This is a genomic window from Streptomyces sp. NPDC102441, assembly GCF_044765585.1.
Lineage (GTDB): Bacteria > Actinomycetota > Actinomycetes > Streptomycetales > Streptomycetaceae > Streptomyces.
The window spans coordinates 163466-179336 of the sequence record NZ_JBIWKH010000007.1; the positions used below are offsets into that span (position 1 = coordinate 163466).

At 71.3% G+C, this 15871-nt stretch carries 18 protein-coding genes and 5 tRNA genes; 9 read left to right on the forward strand and 14 right to left on the reverse strand.

All coding sequences use genetic code 11. The features are described from left to right. Positions 1-19: 19 nt before the first annotated feature. Positions 20-475: a TIGR02611 family protein gene (locus tag ACIREO_RS17185; protein ID WP_404110341.1), complete on the reverse strand. Its 456-nt coding sequence runs from the start codon at positions 473-475 to the stop codon at positions 20-22. Positions 476-665: 190 nt separating this feature from the next. Here ACIREO_RS17185 and ACIREO_RS17190 point away from each other — a divergent pair, with 190 nt between their 5' ends. Together ACIREO_RS17190 and ACIREO_RS17195 are read left to right on the forward strand one after the other, a co-directional pair. Further along, positions 666-1079, forward strand: coding sequence for an SsgA family sporulation/cell division regulator (locus tag ACIREO_RS17190; protein WP_003959770.1), 414 nt, complete (start codon positions 666-668; stop codon positions 1077-1079). Between the two features lie 445 nt (positions 1080-1524). Next, positions 1525-2082 (forward strand): CGNR zinc finger domain-containing protein, encoded by a 558-nt coding sequence (locus tag ACIREO_RS17195; protein WP_404110344.1) that lies wholly within the window; start codon positions 1525-1527, stop codon positions 2080-2082. Positions 2083-2166: 84 nt separating this feature from the next. Here the strand turns inward: ACIREO_RS17195 and ACIREO_RS17200 are convergent, their stop codons facing one another. The 3 genes from ACIREO_RS17200 to ACIREO_RS17210 all read right to left on the reverse strand — a co-directional run bounded on the left by ACIREO_RS17200 (position 2167) and on the right by ACIREO_RS17210 (position 4304). Beyond that, positions 2167-2322: a hypothetical protein gene (locus ACIREO_RS17200; RefSeq protein ID WP_164493806.1), complete on the reverse strand. Its 156-nt coding sequence runs from the start codon at positions 2320-2322 to the stop codon at positions 2167-2169. Between the two features lie 168 nt (positions 2323-2490). Next, positions 2491-3510 (reverse strand): LacI family DNA-binding transcriptional regulator, encoded by a 1020-nt coding sequence (locus ACIREO_RS17205; protein ID WP_404110347.1) that lies wholly within the window; start codon positions 3508-3510, stop codon positions 2491-2493. Positions 3511-3842: 332 nt separating this feature from the next. Further along, complete coding sequence (locus ACIREO_RS17210; RefSeq protein WP_404110350.1) at positions 3843-4304, reverse strand: hypothetical protein; 462 nt, start codon at positions 4302-4304, stop codon at positions 3843-3845. 155 nt (positions 4305-4459) lie between these two features. On the opposite strand from ACIREO_RS17210, the gene ACIREO_RS17215 reads away from it, so the two are divergent. Next, positions 4460-4975 carry a DsbA family protein gene (locus ACIREO_RS17215; protein ID WP_404110353.1) on the forward strand — a complete coding sequence of 172 codons (516 nt, stop codon included), beginning with the start codon at positions 4460-4462 and terminating at the stop codon, positions 4973-4975. An 18-nt stretch (positions 4976-4993) separates the two neighbouring features. Here the strand turns inward: ACIREO_RS17215 and ACIREO_RS17220 are convergent, their stop codons facing one another. From ACIREO_RS17220 to ACIREO_RS17230, 3 genes are all read right to left on the reverse strand, one after another. After that, positions 4994-5833: a GNAT family N-acetyltransferase gene (locus tag ACIREO_RS17220; protein WP_404110356.1), complete on the reverse strand. Its 840-nt coding sequence runs from the start codon at positions 5831-5833 to the stop codon at positions 4994-4996. 64 nt (positions 5834-5897) lie between these two features. After that, positions 5898-6719 (reverse strand): aminotransferase class IV, encoded by an 822-nt coding sequence (locus tag ACIREO_RS17225; RefSeq protein ID WP_404110359.1) that lies wholly within the window; start codon positions 6717-6719, stop codon positions 5898-5900. Continuing rightward, positions 6716-7768, reverse strand: a complete 1053-nt coding sequence (locus ACIREO_RS17230) for a chorismate-binding protein (protein WP_404110361.1) — start codon at positions 7766-7768, stop codon at positions 6716-6718. Before ACIREO_RS17230 ends, ACIREO_RS17225 begins: the two co-directional genes overlap by 4 nt. A 144-nt stretch (positions 7769-7912) precedes the next feature. Here ACIREO_RS17230 and ACIREO_RS17235 point away from each other — a divergent pair. The 5 genes from ACIREO_RS17235 (at position 7913) to ACIREO_RS17255 (ending at position 8358) form a co-directional block, all read left to right on the forward strand. Beyond that, positions 7913-7985, forward strand: a tRNA-Gly gene (locus tag ACIREO_RS17235). 37 nt (positions 7986-8022) lie between these two features. Continuing rightward, positions 8023-8096 (forward strand) — tRNA-Cys (locus ACIREO_RS17240). Position 8097: 1 nt separating this feature from the next. Further along, positions 8098-8169 (forward strand) — tRNA-Val (locus ACIREO_RS17245). A 19-nt stretch (positions 8170-8188) separates the two neighbouring features. Beyond that, a tRNA-Val gene (locus tag ACIREO_RS17250) sits at positions 8189-8260 on the forward strand. 23 nt (positions 8261-8283) lie between these two features. Further along, positions 8284-8358: transfer RNA gene (locus ACIREO_RS17255), tRNA-Val, on the forward strand. Positions 8359-8509: 151 nt separating this feature from the next. Here the strand turns inward: ACIREO_RS17255 and ACIREO_RS17260 are convergent. The 5 genes from ACIREO_RS17260 to ACIREO_RS17280 all read right to left on the reverse strand — a co-directional run bounded on the left by ACIREO_RS17260 (position 8510) and on the right by ACIREO_RS17280 (position 12212). Continuing rightward, positions 8510-9859: an OFA family MFS transporter gene (locus ACIREO_RS17260; RefSeq protein ID WP_404110363.1), complete on the reverse strand. Its 1350-nt coding sequence runs from the start codon at positions 9857-9859 to the stop codon at positions 8510-8512. Positions 9860-9988: 129 nt separating this feature from the next. Beyond that, positions 9989-10294 (reverse strand): zf-TFIIB domain-containing protein, encoded by a 306-nt coding sequence (locus ACIREO_RS17265; RefSeq protein ID WP_306104662.1) that lies wholly within the window; start codon positions 10292-10294, stop codon positions 9989-9991. 64 nt (positions 10295-10358) lie between these two features. Further along, positions 10359-11321: a phosphotransferase family protein gene (locus ACIREO_RS17270; protein ID WP_404110365.1), complete on the reverse strand. Its 963-nt coding sequence runs from the start codon at positions 11319-11321 to the stop codon at positions 10359-10361. A 238-nt stretch (positions 11322-11559) separates the two neighbouring features. Further along, on the reverse strand, positions 11560-11766 hold the full coding sequence (locus ACIREO_RS17275; RefSeq protein WP_404110367.1) for a hypothetical protein: 207 nt from the start codon (positions 11764-11766) through the stop codon (positions 11560-11562). A gap of 188 nt (positions 11767-11954) precedes the next feature. Continuing rightward, the gene (locus ACIREO_RS17280; RefSeq protein ID WP_404110369.1) at positions 11955-12212 is read right to left on the reverse strand and encodes a hypothetical protein; all 258 of its coding nucleotides are present in this window, start codon (positions 12210-12212) and stop codon (positions 11955-11957) included. A 205-nt stretch (positions 12213-12417) separates the two neighbouring features. On the opposite strand from ACIREO_RS17280, the gene ACIREO_RS17285 reads away from it, so the two are divergent. Then, positions 12418-13734 carry a serine/threonine-protein kinase gene (locus tag ACIREO_RS17285; RefSeq protein WP_404110372.1) on the forward strand — a complete coding sequence of 439 codons (1317 nt, stop codon included), beginning with the start codon at positions 12418-12420 and terminating at the stop codon, positions 13732-13734. 45 nt (positions 13735-13779) lie between these two features. Here the strand turns inward: ACIREO_RS17285 and ACIREO_RS17290 are convergent, their stop codons facing one another. Both ACIREO_RS17290 and cobA read right to left on the reverse strand, forming a co-directional pair. After that, positions 13780-14604, reverse strand: coding sequence for a TrmH family RNA methyltransferase (locus ACIREO_RS17290; RefSeq protein ID WP_404110375.1), 825 nt, complete (start codon positions 14602-14604; stop codon positions 13780-13782). Continuing rightward, a complete protein-coding gene (cobA, locus tag ACIREO_RS17295) occupies positions 14597-15844 on the reverse strand; it encodes a uroporphyrinogen-III C-methyltransferase (RefSeq protein WP_404110378.1) in 1248 nt (415 codons plus the stop codon). The genes ACIREO_RS17290 and cobA overlap by 8 nt, the downstream gene beginning before the upstream one ends. Positions 15845-15871 lie beyond the last annotated feature (27 nt).

A 15871-nucleotide genomic window follows, 5' to 3' on the forward strand; every position in this document is an offset into this window, starting at 1 on the left:
CCTCCGGACCATCACCGGCTCACTGCTCGATCTTCCAAGGCATCACTATGCCGAACTTCCAGACGTAGATCCCGACCAGCACCGCGATGATCACGAGCCCGACCGTGGTGAGGATGATGTTGCGCCGCCGGACCTTGGGATCGAGGGCACGCTGAGCGGCTTCGGTGACCTTGCGCCGGGTCCAGCGCAGGACGAGCTGCGCCCAGACGAACTCGGTCGCCCAGATCGCCATACCGCCGAAGATCACCAGCCATCCCGGACCGGGCAGCGGGAGCATCACGATGCCCGCCCCGACCACGGCGAGGCCGACGACGAAGATCCCGACCTGCCAGCTCAGGTGGAGCACCCTCGACTCCTTGATGAACCCGGGCGCCCGTGAGCCCAGCTCACGCTCCGCCGTCAACCCGTCCCCCGCGGCGGAACCATCGGCCGCCGTCACGGCGACCTCTTTCCGCTCGTCACTCTCCGCGTTCATGAAGCCCAACCTACCGGAACCGCGATCGTCACCGGAATGGACGCATGACCCAAAGTTACACACCGCCGCACGGGCGACCTGAAGCATCACAAATAGGTCAGAGGGGTTTACAACGGCACCGTAGGTGGCATGTCGATTTCGCCGACGTGCGAATCCCCGAGCGCACACTGAGCGAAAGGCCCTGGCGCTTATGAACACCACGGTCAGCTGCGAGCTGCACCTGCGCCTCGTTGTGTCGAGCGAGTCCTCACTGCCTGTACCCGCGGGCCTGCGGTATGACACGGCCGATCCCTATGCCGTGCACGCCACCTTCCACACCGGAGCGGAGGAGACGGTCGAATGGGTTTTCGCCCGTGACCTCCTTGCCGAGGGGCTGCACCGGCCCACCGGCACCGGAGACGTCCGCGTCTGGCCATCACGTAGTCACGGCCAAGGCGTCGTCTGCATCGCACTGAGCTCCCCGGAGGGAGAAGCCCTGCTGGAAGCCCCGGCGCGGGCCCTGGAGTCGTTCCTGAAGAGGACCGACGCCGCGGTCCCGCCCGGCACCGAGCATCGTCACTTCGACCTCGATACGGAGCTCTCACACATCCTGGCCGAGAGCTGAGCCAGGCCGAGAGCTGCGGGACGCCGTCCGACTCGGGGAGACGGCGTCGCGCGGAAAACCTCATAGGGCAGACACCGGCGCCGTCGCCGCGGAACCCACCGCGGCGGCGGCGCCTCCGTGCGCGGGCAGGCGGGAGGCCGTCGGGCCCGGGGGCAGGCGGGCCCGGGGGCAGGCGGGAGGCCGTCGGGCCGGGGCGGGTGCACGCGGACCGGCCCGCGGCGGGCTTCGCCACATACGCATCATCCGCACCACCCGCCCCGCCTCTCCCGCCCGAACCGCCTCAGGGGCCACCAGAAGGCCGCAGGCGCCCCGACCGTCGGCCCGGCCGGGAAATGGGACCTCACTCCCCCACCGAGCCCGCACCGGCCCCTGAGCGCCTCCGCCGAGCCAGTAGAGTCAGCCCGCATCGGCGGACACCCGTCCGCCGGAGGCCAGGGAGCGAAGCGTGCTGATCCCACACGACACCCGGATCGCCCTCGAAACGGTGGTCGATCTGGTGAACACCGCACCGGAGAGCGAATCGGGCGACGAGCTCGCGGAGCTCACCGCGCTCTACGCCTTCGCGGAGCGCCACCGCGTCAGCGGCGTGGACACCCTCGGCGACAAGGACCTGCGCGCCGTGCAGGACGTCCGGGCCCGGTTCGCCGAGATATTCGCCGCGCCCGACGCCCGCACTGCCGCGGACCTCGTCAACAGCCTGGTGGCCGCGGCCGGCACCACCCCACAGCTCACGAATCACGACGGCTACGACTGGCACGTCCACTACTTCGCGCCGGACGCCTCCGTCGCGGACCACCTCGCGGCCGACTGCGGCATGGCCCTGGCCTTCATCGTCGTGGCGGGCGAGCAGGAACGGCTGCGGCGCTGCGAGGCCCCTGACTGCCGGGACGCCTTCGTCGACCTGTCGCGCAACCGTTCCCGCCGCTACTGCTCCAGCCGTACCTGTGGCAACCGGCTCCATGTCGCCGCTTACCGGGCCCGGCGCCGGGAAGCCGCGCGCTGACCCTTCGCAGGCGCGCAGCGCGGCCGCTTTCAGGGAGGAGGGGACGACCCTGCGGGGCGGTGGATATCCGGGCCCGGCGGCCGCTCACAGCAGAAAGAGGTCGTGCAGGGCGGCCATCAGCAGCAGGCCGCCGACCACCGTCAGAAAGATCATCAACGGGGGCTGGGAAAGCGCGAAAAGGCAGCCACGCGGCTCTTCGGCAGGGGGTGCGGGGGCGTCGCCCCGGGATGTGTCCACCATCTCGTAGTGATCATGACGCAGAGTGGCCCATGTTGGCGATCAACCAGGCCTTTCGCAGGGCGAGTTCACCCATTCCAGGAGGAACGGAATCGCTCCCGCGTCCGACGGCCCCTCACGCGTTCGCTCCGCACGCCTCCCGCCGGTGCGCCGCCTCGCCCCCGGCCCGCCTCAGCGCGGGGCGGCGCTGGAGGCGCGTACGACGAGTTCCGGCTGGAGAACCACGCTTCGGTGCCGGTGGCTGCCGCCCTCGTCGTCCGCCTCCTCCAGGAGAAGCTCCGCCGCCATCCTGCCCATCACCACCGCGGGCTGCCGGACCGAGGTGAGCGGCACGGCGGCGGCCGCGGCGAACTCGATGTCGTCGTAACCGACGATGGCGACGTCCTGCGGCACCCGTACACCGGCGGCGTACAGCGACTGCAGGACACCGAGCGCCAGCAGGTCGTTGGCGCAGAAGACGGCGGTCGGCCTGGGTACGAGCCCGAGCAGTCTGGCCCCGGCGTCGCGGCCGGCCGCCACGTCCAGGCGGTCGGAGGGGATCTCGACGAGCGCCTCGGGACCGAGCCCCGCCTCGGCGAGCGCCGCGAGGGCACCCTCGCGGCGGTCCCTGATCTGGTGGAGATCGCCGGGTCCGCTCACATAGGCGACGGAGCGGTGGCCGGCCGATACGAGATGTCCGACGGCGAGCATGCCGCCGCGTACGTCGTCCACGGAGACGGCACAGCTGTCGGTGGACGACGCCACCCGGTCGACCAGCACATAGGGAATCCGGTGGCGGGCGAAGGCTTCGAGGTTTCCGCCGGTGGCGTCGGCGGGGGTGACCAGCACCCCGCAGACCCGCTGCTCGGCGAAGAGCCCGAGATACTCGGCCTCCTCCTCCTGGCTCTGGCCGCTGTTGCAGACCATCACGCCGAGGCCGGCCTCCCGGGCGGCACGCTCGGCGCCGCGTGCGATGTCGACGAAGAACGGGTTCCCCATGTCCAGCACCAGCAGGGCCATGATGCGGCTGCGGCCCGCCCTGAGCTGCCTGGCCGACTCGCTGCGTACGTATCCGAGTTCCTCGATCGCCGCCAGCACACGGGCCCGGGTGTCGGGAAGCACCGCCTCGGGACGGTTGATCACATTGGAGACCGTGCCCACCGAGACTCCGGCCTGCCGGGCCACGTCCTTGATCCCTGCCACACGCCCCACTTGCCCTGCCCCACTGATGCGTCCGGCCACCGCGCGTCGGCGCCGGTCCCTGGTCCACGGACAGACTTACAGCACCGTCCGTCGTGCCGTCGCCCGGGCCGCGCCCGCCGGATTGAATTGTTTCAATCCGCTCGGGACGCTAACCGCATCCACGGGACACCGTCAAGATCGGGGCGCCGCTACCCGAATATACCGAGGCCTGGGACGGACGCGAGCACTTCCGAGCCCCGGGCGCCGCATGAATCGATTCATGACCCGCAGGCCACTCGGCCAGCCATGTGACCGGGTCCCGGCGGGCAGACGGTCCGATGCGAAAGGTCCGATGCGGCCGGTCAGATCCCGTGCTTCTTGAGGATCGCCTCGATGTCACTGAAGTCGTCACCGGGCGCGGCCGCCTGCTGCTTCTTCTTCGGCCTCTCCTGCGCCTGCGGGGCCGTCGCCCCCGCCCCGGAGGTCAGCGAGGGTGAGGACGCGGCCGGGGCGACCGCGCCGCCCTGCTCCGCCGCCCGCGCGGCCTTGCGCTCCTTGCGGGTCGAGCCGCTCCGGCGCTCCACGGCACGTGTGGTCATGAAGAGCAGCCAGGCCACGGCCAGCAGCCCGAAGCCGATCCAGACGCTCGGCTTGAAGACGATTCCGGACAGCCACTCGACGACGCCGGTCATCACCAGGCCGACGGGCACCAGCGAGTAGGCGGCGATCCGGGTCGCCGTGAGGAACCGCTTTCGGTACGCGGTGATCGCGGCGATACCCAAACCGGCCGCCGACACCGCGGAACAGATGGTCTCGGCAAGCATCGGAGCCTCCAGCGATCGGGTTACGTCCCTTCCATCCTGCACCGACCACTGCCGCAGGGGCCACGGTGCACGACCACATCAGGGACATTTCAGGGCCGCGCTCCTCCCCAGGTCCCGATCGGGGCGGCCCCGCTCCGGCCTGGAAGACTGATCCCATGAGCGAATCCCCCTCCGCAGCGCCGGTCGTCCTCGACCTCTGGTGCGAGCTCGAGTGCCCCGACTGCCACCAGGCCCTCTCCGACGTCCACGCCCTGCGCGCCCGGTACGGCGACCGGCTGGAGGTCCGGCTGCGTCACTTCCCGCTGGAGAAGCACAAGCACGCCTACGCGGCGGCACAGGCCGTCGAGGAGGCCGTCGACCAGGGCAAGGGATGGCCGTACATCGAGGCCGTGCTGGCCCGCACCGCCGACCTCACCCGCGCCGGTGAGCCCCTGCTGCTCGAAGTGGCGGGCGAACTGGGACTGGACGCCGAGGAGTTCGACACCGCTCTGATCGACGGCCGGCACCTGTTGATCGTGGACGCGGACCAGGCCGAGGGCAAGGCCATCGGTGTCACCGGGACCCCGACGTACGTGATCGGCGACGAGCGGCTGGACGGCGGCAAGAGCCAGGAAGGGCTGCGCGCGCGCATCGAGGAGATCGCCGACCGTCTGCTCGCCGGCCAGGACTGACCCGGTGAGCAGAGCCGGCTACAGCGCCTTGGCCAGGTTGTACTGCGTCACCTCGTAGCCGAGCGACTCGTACAGCCGCAGGGCGGGGGTGTTGGACGCGAAGACGTGCAGGCCGAGCAGCCCGAGGCCCGCGTCGAGGGTGATGTCCTCCGCGAGGTGCATCAGCGCCCGGCCGTAACCGCGCCCCCGGTGCTCCTCGCGTACCTCCACGTCGAAGACGTAGCCGAGGTCGTCGCCACCGTCCGGGGCCTCGCGCCGGGCCACCCAGACATGGCCGACGACAGCGCCTTCGCGGACGAGGACATGGAAGTACATGCCGGGGGTGGCCAGGCCGTCCGGCAGGTTCGTCGCGTGGTCGGTCTCGACCTTACGCCGGGCCTGTTCCTCCGGAACTCCGCGCTCCATCCACTCGCGCGCGTACGTTCCGGCGCTGGTGGCCGCCCACTCGGCGTACTCCCGCTCCGTCATCGGCCGTCCGGAGACCCCTGCCGGCAGCGCCGGGGCGGTGCGCCGGAGGGTCTTCAGCATGTTCCGGCTGCGCTCCGTGTAGCCGAGCACGACCGCCAGGCCCCGGGCTGCGGCGTTGCCCGCGGGGGCGACCAGCCGGACCTGGGTGCAGCCCCAGCCGCGCAGCACCTCCTCGGCGGCGAGCGCGGCGATGGTCCCGCGGCCACGCCTGCGGTGCGCCTCCTCGATGCCGAGCGACTGGAGTACGCCCGCCGAGGCGCCGAAGGCCGGGTCGGTGGAGATGCCGACGGCGCCCACCGGCCGCCCGTTGTCGCACACGTCGTACGTGCGAGCCCGCGCGCCGTCGGCGCCTTGCTGGACCGGCTCGGCCGGCCGGATGGTCGTGGTCATCAGTGTGTTCTATCCGCTGGACGGCGGGCCGTCATCCTCTTTACGGTCCGGATATCCGCCGTGCTCACGGATCGAGGTCGTCCGCCGCCCGCTCGTCGAAGACCCGCATGGCCTTCGCCGTCACGGGCCCCGGGGCACCGGGCAGCTCCCGCGCGTCGACCCGGTGGACCGCCTGGATGTCGCGGAGCGTGGAGGTCAGGAAGATCTCGTCGGCCCGCTCCAGGACCTCCAGCGGGAGGTCGGTCTCCTGCGCGCCCGTCCACTCGATGGCCAGGGCACGGGTGATCCCCGCGAGGCATCCCGAGGTGAGCGGAGGCGTGTGGATCCGGCCGTCGAGGACGACGAAGACGTTGGAACCGGTGCCCTCACAGAGCTGTCCGACCGTGTTGGGGAAGAGCGCCTCCGAGGCGCCCTGCTCATGGGCCCGCGCGAGGGCGACGACGTTCTCCGCGTACGAGGTGGTCTTGAGGCCCGTCACCGCGCTGCGTTCGTTGCGCGTCCAGTCCACGGTCGCCACGGCCGTGCTGTCGGGCCGGCGCACCGTCTCGCCCACGGCGACGACCAGGCTGGGGCCGGCGTCGCCGCGGTCGGAGCCGAGCGGCGAGAGGCCGCCGGTGAAGGTGATCCGGAGCCGGCCGAGCTCCATGGGATCGGCCTCGATGACGGCCGCCACCGCACGGCGCACCTCGTCGTGATCGGGGTCGGCCAGGCCCAGGCCCCTGGCCGACCGCGTCAGCCGGCCGAGGTGCCGGGTGAGGGCGAAGGGGCGGCCCCCGGAGACCCGGACCGTCTCGAAGATGCCGTCGCCCACGGTCAGCCCGTGATCGAGCACGGACAGCCGCGCGTCATCAGCGTCCCGCAGTCCGCCGTTGACCCAGATCCTCATGACGCGGTCCTTCCGGTTTCCTCGTGGACGCCCGACGCTACAGCGAGCAGCCGGGAGGCCTTCAGCTCGGTCTCGGCCCATTCGCGCGCCGGGTCGGATCCCCAGGTGATGCCGGCTCCGGTTCCGAAGCGGAGGAGGGGGGCGGGCCCGGCGTGGTCGATCCAGAAGGTCCGTATGCCGACCGCCAGTTCCGCGGTGCCCCGGTCCGCGTCCACCCAGCCGACCGCTCCGCAGTACGGGCCGCGGGGGGCCGTCTCCAGCGCCCCGATGATCCGGAGCGCGCTGGACTTGGGCGCCCCGGTGACCGACCCGGGCGGGAACGCCGCGGTGAGCAGCTCCGGCCACCCGGCGCCGTCGGCCAGCCGTCCGCGCACGGTGGAGACGAGGTGGACGAGCCCTGGGTGCTTCTCCACGGCGCAGAGATCGGGAACGCTCATGCTGCCGGGCAAGCAGACACGGCCCAGGTCGTTGCGGACCAGGTCCACGATCATCACGTTCTCGGCGTGGTCCTTCTCCAGCAGATCGTCCTCGGTGCGCCCGGTGCCCTTGATCGGACCCGATTCGACGGTCCGGCCGGCACGTGCGAGGAAGAGCTCCGGAGACGCGGTGGCGATCTCCACTCCGTGCTCAGGGAGCCGGATCGTGCCCGCGTACGGCGCCGGGTTTCCGCGGGCGAGCAGGGCGGTGAGCGCGTCCACGTCGGCCCGGGGGCCGGGCAGCGGCGCGGACAGGACCCGGCAGAGGTTGGCCTGGTAGACCTCGCCCGCCGCGATGTGTTCACGGATCCGTCGTACACCCGCCATGTAGGCGTGCTCGTCGAGCGAGGACGTCCAGTCCTGCGGGGCGGGCCCCCGCCAGGCCCCGGACACGGGGAGGGGGACCTCCTCGGACCTCACGGTGGCGAAGCGGGCACAGACGAGACGACCTTCGAAATCGCCACACACCGCCCAGAAACCGGATGATTCAAGAGCGGCGGGATCACTGGTGACATCCAGCAGACCGGAGGCGACGAGGCCACCGAAACGGGCAAGGGGGGTGAGGTCGCGCACGTGACCGAGTCTAGAGCGGCACGCGGTGACCTGCGACGGGCTGTGGTGGTGCAGCACGCTGCACAAACGCGTTTTTGTGCTGGCCCGGGAATCCGCTAGAGTTCAACACGTCGCCGGGACGCGCAAGCGCTCCGGGAAAGACAAGCGGACGTAGCTCAGTTGGTAGAGCGCAACCTTGCCAAGGTTGAGGTCGCCAGTTCGAACCTGGTCGTCCGCTCGCAGAAGGTGGGGGATCTTCCCGAACCCCCATCCCTGGTGGAGTGGCCGAGAGGCGAGGCAACGGCCTGCAAAGCCGTCTACACGGGTTCAAATCCCGTCTCCACCTCCAAGGACGATTAGCTCAGCGGGAGAGCACTTCCCTGACACGGAAGGGGTCACTGGTTCAATCCCAGTATCGTCCACCGGTCCGCGAGGATCCCCGCGCGATTAGCTCAGCGGGAGAGCGCTTCCCTGACACGGAAGAGGTCACTGGTTCAATCCCAGTATCGCGCACGTAGTACACGCAGGGTCACCCTGCGCGATTAGCTCAGCGGGAGAGCGCTTCCCTGACACGGAAGAGGTCACTGGTTCAATCCCAGTATCGCGCACCAGCCGAAACCCCCGGTCGTCTCGACGACCGGGGGTTTTGTCGTGGGCGGGGCGGGTCAGCCGGTGAAGAGCTGGGTGGCCTTGCGGACGAGTTCGTACAGTCCGTAGCCGAAGGGCACGGCGACCCAGAGCCAGACGAACACCATGAGCGGCTTACGACTGCTGGTGGACACGGGGGCTCCCTTCCGGTGCCTCGTGGAAGCGTGCGTGGACCGGACGTATGCATTCGTTGGCGACGAAGCCAACGATCAGCAGCCCGATCATGATCGTCAGGGAGGTCGTGTAGAGGCTGGGGCCGCTGTGCCCTGCCCGCTCCCCCGCGTCCGCGACCCGGTTGACGATGAGCGGGCCGAGCACGCCGGCCGTGGACCAGGCGGTCAGCAGACGGCCGTGGATGGCTCCCACCTGGTAGGTGCCGAAGAGGTCCTTCAGGTAGGCCGGGGCGGTCGAGAACCCGCCGCCGTAGAAGGAGAGGATCACCAGCGCGCAGCAGATGAAGAGCGGCTTGGAGTCGTTGCCCAGCTGGGCGATGACCACGTACATGAGCGCGCCGACACCGAGGTAGATCCGGTACATGTTCTTGCGGCCGATCAGGTCCGAGGTGGAGGACCACAGGAGCCGCCCGCCCATGTTGGCCAGCGAGAGCAGGGCGACGAAGCCCGCTGCGGCGGAGACCGAGACCGGGGTGGCGGTGTCCGCGAAGAAGTCCTGGATCATCGGCACGGCCTTCTCCAGGATGCCGATGCCCGCGGTGACGTTCATGCAGAGGACCACCCACAGGCACCAGAACTGCGGTGTGCGCAGGGCGTTGCGGGCGGAGACCTGGGCGTTGGTGACGAGCCTGCGGGTCTCCTGCTTCGGTTCCCAGCCGTCGGGGAGCCAGCCCTCCGGCGGCACCCGCACGAGAAGGACGCCGAGCGCCATGAAGGCGGCGTAGACGACACCGTGGACGAGGAAGGCCGTGGCGATGCCGGAGCGGTCCGTGCCGAAGCTCTCCAGCATTCCGGTGGACCAGGGCGAGGCGATGAGGGCGCCGCCGCCGAATCCCATGATGGCGATGCCCGTCGCCATGCCGGGGCGGTCCGGGAACCACTTGATGAGGGTGGAGACCGGTGAGATGTAGCCGATCCCCAGGCCTATGCCACCGATGAAGCCGTAGCCGAGCACGACGAGCCAGTACTGGCCGGTGGACGCGCCGAGCGCGGCGACGAGGAAGCCGGAGGCGAAGCAGACGAGGGAGACGAACATCGCCCAGCGCGGGCCGTTGCGTTCGACGAGGGTGCCGCCGAACGCGGCGGAGAGGCCGAGCATCACGATGCCCAGCTGGAACGGGAGAGCGCTGGCGGTCCCCGAGAGATCGAGAGCGGATTCGAGTGGGGGCTTGAACACGCTCCAGGCGTAGGCCTGTCCGATGGAGAGATGCACGGCGAGCGCGGCGGGCGGCACGAGCCAGCGGCTCCACCCCGGGGGCGCGACAGTTCGGGACCTGTCGAGGAAGTTCATGGACCCGAACTTTAGGCTTCAACCATGGCCGTGACCAGATCATGAACGGAAGTCCGTCGACCGTATGCAATGCGGGTCCGGGCGCCGGGCCCGGACCCGCCCTGCGGCACTACCCGCGCGGAAGGCGGATCAGGAGCTGAACAGCATCCGGCCGAAGCTCTTCTGGCGGTGGTGGCCGCCGTAGTGACCACCCTGGTGCGGCGCTCCCCAGGCGGGGGCCGGCGCAGCGGGGTAGGCCTGCTGGGCGGGATAGGGCTGCTGGGGGGCGGGCGGCGCGGGCGGGGCCTGCTGCGCCCACTGCGACTCCAGGCGGGTCAGGGACTCAAGCTCGCCGTAGTCGAGGAATATCCCCCGGCAGCCGCTGCACTGCTCGATCTGGACACCGTTGCGGTTGTACGTGTTCATCTGGGCATGGCACTTGGGGCACTGGATCATCGAACGGGCTCCTCATGTCGTGTCGGCGTCGCCGGGATTCATGCCCGGCGACGAACGCTTCACCCTACGACGCGTATTCGGACGCCAACTCGGGCGGGAGGGACGCAATTCGGACACATGCATCGATCATCAACTGTTCCATCTCATCCGGACTGCGGTCCTCCGCGGTGGACTTGGCCAGAGCGACGGCAGCCGTCTGCACCGTGAGCGCTCGCGCCGCGACGTCCAGCTCGGGCCACGGGTCCCCCTCGGCCCGCACGGCCGGGCCGCCGGACGCCCGGTAGGTGTCGAGGAAACGCAGCCAGATCGCGGGCGGCAGCAGCCCGGCCGCGTACCAGGCCGCGGGGCGCGCAAGGTCCCAGGCGGGATCACCCAGGCCCGCGTCGTCGATGTCGATCAGCAGCCAGGGACCGTCCTGCGCCGGGTGCCGCACGAGCTGGCCGAGGTGCAGATCGCCGTGGCAGAGGAAGCCGTCGCGGTGCGCGGGCGTCGGGTGCTCGGCGCGGGCCCAGCCGGGCAGCCCGTGCCAGGCGGCCAGTACGGGGCCGGCGGCCGGGTCGCCTGGGCGTGCCGCGCGCATCCGTGCGACGGCCCGGGCGGCCTTGACCGGTCCGCGCATCGGCGGGAGCGGATGGGGCGCGGGAGTTCGGTGCAGCCGGGCCAGGAGGACGGCGGCGTCCTCCCAGGGGGCGGCGTCGGGGTCCGAGGGGTCGACGGGCGCGCCGTACGGCCAGAGGCTCACGGTGCGGCCCTCCGCGCTGCCGGGCGGCCCGTCCGGGGAGGGGAGCGGCGGGAGCAGGATCCCCGCCAGCCGGGGTGCGGCGGCCAGGGACAGGCGGGCGGCGAGGGCGGGGGGCTCCGAGTCGGGGGCGTGGGCCTTCGCGACGGCCGGGCCGCTGCGGACCACGGTGCCGTCGGGCCGGTCCGCGAGCACCTGGGGCGGGGCACAGGCGCACGCCGTCGCGTCGGCATGGGCGCCGGCGTGCGCGAGGTCGCCCAGCGCGCGTACGAGAGGGGTGGTGGTCATCGGATCGGCTCCCGCGGCGGTCATCGGCCGGCCCACGGCCGGTCCCGGCGGCGATCGTACGCGGTCTCCCGGAAGGGGTTCGGCCTACACGGTCTCCCGGAAAGGGCCCGGACAGCGCGATGTCCGGCCAGCTCCCCAGCTGGCCGGACAAACGCTGCCGCCCGCCGCACCCCCGTCCCCACGGGGCTGTTGGCCGGATGTCCCGGTCCGAACCGCTCTTCCGGACCCGGGGCGCCGCTCAGCGCCCCAGCATCACGCCCACGGACGACGCCTGTGTGACCACTGCGTCCCAGCCGCCGAAGACGACGACCAGCAGGGCCGCCAGAGGAAGAACCATGGCCGTCGCCACCAGCGGGTGGCGCGTGCCGGACGTGCGTACGCCGAACGAGGCGTATGCCCTGCGTCCCTGCGTGCGGAGGATGGTCCGCGTCGCCGTGTCCGCCATGGTTCCTCTCCTGACCTGTTGTGGAGCGGCGGGCGCCTGGCCTCGGGGGACGAGTTCCACGCCCGCCGCTTGACTTCAACATTAGGGAGGCGGAACCCCCACGGCGTCATGCCCGCGTACCGAATGCCGGGCCTCCCGGAGGATGAGCCGACCGCCTTCGGTGTACTCCTCTGGGTGGAGATCAGGCGCTAGACCCTGGGGACATCCCCGAGGGGGCGCTCGGAGGCGTCCTCCCTGGGGACCGGCTGTTCGACCAGGGCCAGCACCCTGGTCGCCATGAAGCGGGCGGTACGGACAACTGAGCCACTTCGGGTGACTTCACTCACTTCCACCACCCCTCGGCGGACCGCTGTCTCCACCCGGCGGCCCGCTCTGGAGGCCACCACCTCGTACGTCCTGGTCGTGTCACCGGCGTCCACGACTATTTCCACACGATCGCCCTTCATTGATCCAATCCCCCTTCTGCGACGGTCCTTTGAGATCTCGCACGGGCCACGGAACCTGGATCCCCGGCTCCATGACCACTCCTCAATTCTCCCATCGGGCACTGACAATCGATGGGCCGGCGAGGGCGCGGCCTCTGAGCACGCCGCGCCACGGGTACGTAAGCTGTGCCTCGTCAGGCGGACCGGCAGCGGGGATGGGCAGACGATGGCGATGATGCGGCTCCGGCGCGAGGACCCGCGTGTCGTCGGCTCGTTCAGGCTGCACCGGCGGCTCGGCGCGGGTGGCATGGGCGTCGTCTACCTGGGTTCCGACCGACGGGGCCAGCGGGTGGCGCTCAAGGTGATCCGGCCGGATCTGGCGGAGGACCAGGAGTTCCGCTCGCGCTTCGCGCGCGAGGTGTCCGCCGCGCGCAGGATCCGCGGCGGCTGTACGGCACGACTGGTGGCCGCCGATCTGGAGGCGGACCGGCCGTGGTTCGCGACGCAGTACGTGCCGGGCCCCTCGCTGCACGACAAGGTCATCGAGGAGGGCCCCCTGTCGGCCGCCGAGGTGGCCTCGATCGGGGCGGCGCTCTCCGAGGGCCTGGTGGCGGTGCACGAGGCCGGTGTCGTCCACCGCGACCTGAAGCCGTCCAACATCCTCCTCTCCCCCAAGGGGCCCAGGATCATCGACTTCGGTATCGCCTGGGCGACCGGGGCCAGCACGCTCACCCACGTCGGTACCGCCGTCGGCTCCCCCGGTTTCCTGGCGCCCGAGCAGGTGCGCGGTGCGGCGGTGACTCCCGCGACGGACGTGTTCTCGCTGGGCGCCACCCTGGCCTACGCGGCGATGGCGGACTCGCCCTTCGGGCACGGCAGTTCCGAGGTGATGCTCTACCGCGTGGTCCACGAGGAACCGCATCTGTTCGATGTGCACGACGCGCTCGCCCCTCTCGTACGGGCCTGTCTGGCGAAGGACCCGGAGGAGCGGCCGAGCACCCTTCAGCTCTCCATGCGGCTCAAGGAGATCGCCGCACGCGAGGCGCAGGGCCTGCAGGAGCGCCGGCCGCCCGCACAGCGGAGCGCGCAGGAGCTGGACCGGCCGACCGGCCGGCTGGAGGGGCCGTACACCGAACAGGTGACCCGGCACACGGCCGGAGGCCCCGCTCAGGAGCCGCGCGGGCGGCACCCCGCACCGTCGCGCCCTGCGGCTCCCCGCACCGGTGGAGGCTCGCAGTCCCGGGCCGCTCGGGGCGGCCCACGCCCCGGCCGGCAGCCGCACCCGTCCAAGGGCACGAACGGCAGGCAGGCCTCGCGACCCGGCGTCCGGACGACCTCGGCCGGGAAGAGCGGGAAGCGACGGCCTGCCAATCCACGGCTGCTGCGTCAGAGGCTCGTCGTCTTCGTCGTGGTGACGCTGCTGGTAGCGCTGGGTATCGCGGCCGCCCAGGGGTGCCAGGGACCGGCACGCGGGCTGGGGGGCACGCCGTCACAGACGTACGACGGGGCCTCCGCCCACCCTGCACGGGTGGACGGGACCTGACCGGCTCGGGCGGATTCCGTCCGGGTCAGGCGGATTCGGCCCGGGTCAGGCGGATTTCGTCCGGGTCACGTAGAAGGCGACGGCGGAGGCCGCAGCGACGTTGAGTGAGTCCACTCCGGCGTCCATCGGGATACGCACATGAGTGTCGGCCTCGACGAGTGCGCCGGGGGTGAGCCCGTCGCCCTCCGTGCCGAAGACGAGCGCCAGTCTCTCGTGCCTTCGTGCGGCGAGTTCGTCCAGGGTGATCGACGTGTCGCTGAGGCAGAGCGCGGCGGTGGTGAAACCGGCCTCGCGAAGCAGGCCGACATCCTCGGGCCAGGACGTCAGCCGGGTCCAGGGGACGTGGAAGACGGACCCCATCGAGACCTTGACCGCCCGCCGGTAGAGCGGGTCGGCGCAGCGCGGGGTGAGCAGGACGGCGTCGACGCCGAGCGCTGCCGCGTTGCGGAAGGCGGCTCCGACATTGGCGTGGTCGACGATGTCCTCGAACACGGCGACCCGCCGTACGTGCCCCCGATCCGGGGACAGGAGCGTGGAGACGCCGGGGAGTGGCTTGCGCTGCATGGAGGCGAGTGCCCCACGGTGCACGTGGTAGCCGGTGACGCGTTCGGCGAGAGCCGGTGTGACCGCGTAGACCGGTGCCGTGGCCTCATCGATCACGTCGCGCATGACGTCGGTCCACTTGGCGGAGAGCATCATGGACCGCATCTCGTATCCGGCGTTCCCCGCGCGCCGGATCACCTTCTCGCCCTCGGCGATGAAGAGGCCCTCGGCGGGCTCACGCCGGCGCCGGAGCTCGACGTCGGTCAGGCCGGTGTAGTCGCCCAGACGCGGGTCGTCCGGGTCGTCGACGGTGATGAGTTCAGCCACGGGGTGCTACTGACGTGCCGACGGCGACGACCTCGCCGATGACGATGACGGCCGGGGGGCGTACCTCTTCCGCGACGGCTCGCTCCCCGACGTCCGCGAGGGTCGCGTCGACCCTGCGCTGCGCGGCCGTGGTGCCCTCCTGGACGAGGGCCACCGGGGTGTCGGGGGACTTGCCGTGGGCGATGAGGGCCTGGGAGATGGCGCCGATCTTGTCGACGGCCATCAGGAGGACCAGGGTGCCGCGCAGCTGCGCGAGCGCCTTCCAGTCGACCAGGGACCGCGGGTCGTCGGGTGCCACATGGCCGCTGACCACCGTGAACTCGTGGGCGACACCTCGGTGGGTGACGGGGATCCCGGCCGCTCCCGGCACGGAGATCGAGCTGGAGATCCCAGGGACGACCGTGCAGGCGATGCCCTCGGCGGCCAGAGCCTGTGCCTCCTCCATGCCACGGCCGAAGACGAACGGGTCGCCGCCCTTGAGCCTGACCACGGATCTGCCCGCCTTGGCGTGGTCGATCAGCGCCTGGTTGATCGCCTCCTGCGCCATGTACCGGCCGTACGGGATCTTCGCGGCGTCGATCACCTCGACGTGCGGCGGGAGCTCGTCGAGGAGATCACGGGGGCCGAGCCGGTCCGCGATGACCACGTCGGCCTCGGCGAGCAGACGGCGGCCACGGACCGTGATCAGGTCGGGGTCGCCTGGGCCGCCGCCCACCAGCGCGACGCCGGGGGCGCGGGTGCGGTGGTGCGGGGCGGCGAGGGTGCCGTCGCGCAGTCCCTCCACGATCGCGTCGCGGACCGCGGCGGAGTGCCGGGGGTCGCGGCCCTGCGAGGTGGTGGTGAGGACGGCGACGGTGACGCCTTCGCTGCGGCCGGTGGCCGGCGTCCAGGCGGTCGCCGCCTCCGCGTCGTCGCTGCGGACACACCAGGTGCGGGTGCGCTCGGCCTCGGCGGACGCGGCGTCGTTGGCCGGGGCGTCGGACGACGCGACGAGGGCGTACCAGGTGTCGGCGAGGTCGCCGTCCTGATACCTGCGGCGCTCCCACCGGATCTCACCGGTGTCGGCCATCGCCTCGACCGACGCGGTCGCGGACGGGGAGACAAGGGTGATGTCGGCCCCGGCCGCGATGAGGGCGGGCAGCCGGCGCTGCGCGACCTGGCCGCCGCCGACGACGACGACGCGGCGCCCGTTCAGGCGCAGTCCGACGGGGTAGGCAGGGTGATCGTCATGCTCGGCCATGGCGGTGCTGGCTCCTCGTGCGATGCG

Coding starts and splice junctions, on each gene's coding strand:
- ACIREO_RS17185 (WP_404110341.1), bottom strand. CDS start 475: ATGAACGCGGAGAGTGACGAGCGGAAAGAGGTCGCCGTGACGGCGGCC.
- ACIREO_RS17190 (WP_003959770.1), top strand. CDS start 666: ATGAACACCACGGTCAGCTGCGAGCTGCACCTGCGCCTCGTTGTGTCG.
- ACIREO_RS17200 (WP_164493806.1), bottom strand. CDS start 2,322: ATGGTGGACACATCCCGGGGCGACGCCCCCGCACCCCCTGCCGAAGAG.
- ACIREO_RS17210 (WP_404110350.1), bottom strand. CDS start 4,304: ATGCTTGCCGAGACCATCTGTTCCGCGGTGTCGGCGGCCGGTTTGGGT.
- ACIREO_RS17215 (WP_404110353.1), top strand. CDS start 4,460: ATGAGCGAATCCCCCTCCGCAGCGCCGGTCGTCCTCGACCTCTGGTGC.
- ACIREO_RS17220 (WP_404110356.1), bottom strand. CDS start 5,833: ATGACCACGACCATCCGGCCGGCCGAGCCGGTCCAGCAAGGCGCCGAC.
- ACIREO_RS17225 (WP_404110359.1), bottom strand. CDS start 6,719: ATGAGGATCTGGGTCAACGGCGGACTGCGGGACGCTGATGACGCGCGG.
- ACIREO_RS17260 (WP_404110363.1), bottom strand. CDS start 9,859: ATGAACTTCCTCGACAGGTCCCGAACTGTCGCGCCCCCGGGGTGGAGC.
- ACIREO_RS17265 (WP_306104662.1), bottom strand. CDS start 10,294: ATGATCCAGTGCCCCAAGTGCCATGCCCAGATGAACACGTACAACCGC.
- ACIREO_RS17270 (WP_404110365.1), bottom strand. CDS start 11,321: ATGACCACCACCCCTCTCGTACGCGCGCTGGGCGACCTCGCGCACGCC.
- ACIREO_RS17275 (WP_404110367.1), bottom strand. CDS start 11,766: ATGGCGGACACGGCGACGCGGACCATCCTCCGCACGCAGGGACGCAGG.
- ACIREO_RS17280 (WP_404110369.1), bottom strand. CDS start 12,212: ATGAAGGGCGATCGTGTGGAAATAGTCGTGGACGCCGGTGACACGACC.
- ACIREO_RS17285 (WP_404110372.1), top strand. CDS start 12,418: ATGGCGATGATGCGGCTCCGGCGCGAGGACCCGCGTGTCGTCGGCTCG.
- cobA (WP_404110378.1), bottom strand. CDS start 15,844: ATGGCCGAGCATGACGATCACCCTGCCTACCCCGTCGGACTGCGCCTG.